Below are 2,125 nucleotides of genomic sequence, written 5' to 3' on the forward strand. Positions count from 1 at the left end.
GATAGCCCATGAGCACCGGCACCAAGGTGACGGCGAGGCCCGCCGCGGCGGCCATCGCGTAGGTCTTGGTGAAGGCGAGCGGGCGGAACAGCCGGCCCTCCTGGGCCTGCAGCGTGAATACGGGCAGGAAACTGAGCGTGATGATGAGCAAGGAGAAGAACAGCGCTGGGCCGACCTCCACCGCCGCGTCGCCGATGACCCGCCAATGCGCCTCCCCCTGCGGGCGCTCGCCGTGCTCGGCCTCCCAGCGCTCCAGGTGCTTGTGGGCGTTCTCGATCATGACGATGGCCGCGTCCACCATCGCACCGATGGCAATGGCGATGCCGCCCAAGGACATGATGTTGGCGTTGATGCCCTGCGCCTGCATAACGATGAAGGCGATGAGGATGCCCAGCGGCAGGGTGATGATCACCACCAGGGACGAGCGGATGTGGAACAGGAAGGCCACGCACACCAGCGCGACGACGATGAATTCCTCGACGAGCTTGGTCTTGAGATTGTCGACGCTGTCCAGGATGAGCTGGGAGCGGTCGTACGTCTCGACGATCTCCACGCCGTCCGGCAGGCTCGGGCGCAGCTCATCAATCCGCTGCTTGACCGCATCAATGGTGGCCAGCGCGTTCTCGCCGGAGCGCATGACGATGATGCCGCCGGTGATCTCCCCCTCGCCGTCCAGGTCCGCGATGCCGCGGCGCATCTCCGGGCCGATCTGCACCCGCGCCACGTCCCGCAGCAGCACCGGGGTGCCGTCCGGGGTGGTGTGCACCGGGATCAGCTCGATGTCCTCGATGGACGTGAGATAGCCCCGGGTGCGGACCATGTACTCCGCCTCCGCCAGCTCCAGCACCGAGCCGCCCACCTCCCGGTTGGCGTTCTGCACCGCATTGATGAGCCGCTCCAGCGGGATGCCGTAGCCGCGGAGCTTCTCCGGGTCCGCGACGATCTGGTACTGGCGCACCATGCCGCCGACGGTGGCCACCTCCGACACGCCGGGGACGGTCTGCAATTCGAACTTCAGGAACCAGTTCTGCAGACTGGTGAGCTGCGCCAGGTCGTGCTGGCCGGTGCGGTCCACCAGCGCATAGCTGTAGACCCAGCCGACGCCGGTGGCGTCCGGGCCGAGCCTGGGCTGGACGCCGTCCGGCAGGTCGGAGGCCGCCTGGTTCAGGTACTCCAGCACCCGCGAGCGGGCCCAGTATAGGTCCGTGCCGTCCTCGAAGATGACGTAGACATAGGAGTCGCCGAAGAAGCTGTAGCCGCGCACCGCCTTGGCGCCCGGCACCGACAGCATGGTGGTGGTGATCGGGTAGGTGACCTGCTCCTCTACCACCCGCGGCGACTGCCCCGGAAAGCTGGTCTTGATGATGACCTGCACGTCCGACAGGTCCGGGATGGCATCCAGCGGCGTGTTCTTGAGCGCAACGATGCCCCAGCCCGTCAGCAGCACGGCGGCGATGAGGACCAGGAAGCGGTTCTTGATGGACCAGAGGATGACGTGGCTCATGGTGTCGCTCCCGGCCGATCTGGATCAGCGGCCTCGATGCCCGGCGCGTCAATCCGGGCGCTCGGGGAGGTGCGCGGTGCGCGGTGCGCAGTGCGATCGTCGCGCTGATCGGCACGGGCGCCCCCGCACCGCGCACCACGCACTGCGCAGGTTTCTAGACGATCAGTGCACATGCGCCTGCCCTCCACCCATGCCCTCGCCCTCGGGCTCCGTCTCCGGCTCGGCCATCCGCATGAAGCTCGCCTGGAGGTTGGACTCGGAGTCGATCAGGAACTGCCCGGAGGTGACCACTTCGTCGCCGGGCTCCAGGCCGGAGAGGATCTCCGCCTCGCCCGCACGCTGCATGCCCGTCACCACGTCCACGGGCTGGAATCGGCCGTCGCCGAGCGCGAGCACCCCGCTCTCGCGCTCCCCGGTGCCGATCAGCGCCTGGGTGGGCATCTTGAGACCGTCGCGCTTGGGGCCGCCGTAGATGACACCCTCGGCGAACAAGATGGGCTTCAAGGCCCGGTCCGGGTTGCCTACCAACAAGCCACACTTCAGCGCCCGAGGGGCCGCCACGCCAACACGACATACGCAAGCCACCTACCCCTCACCAGACACCCCCCGGCCGCCCGCGAG

General features: G+C 67.9%; 2 protein-coding genes. Both read right to left on the reverse strand.

From position 1 onward, the window contains the following. A partial coding sequence (locus I6U14_RS04705; RefSeq protein WP_296897285.1) for an efflux RND transporter permease subunit occupies positions 1-1,504 on the reverse strand: 1,504 nt, incomplete at its 3' end. A 162-nt stretch (positions 1,505-1,666) separates the two neighbouring features. Beyond that, positions 1,667-2,008 (reverse strand): hypothetical protein, encoded by a 342-nt coding sequence (locus tag I6U14_RS04710; protein WP_296897287.1) that lies wholly within the window; start codon positions 2,006-2,008, stop codon positions 1,667-1,669. Positions 2,009-2,125 lie beyond the last annotated feature (117 nt).

Source organism: Thiohalocapsa sp. (assembly GCF_019695415.1).
Lineage (GTDB): Bacteria > Pseudomonadota > Gammaproteobacteria > Chromatiales > Chromatiaceae > Thiohalocapsa.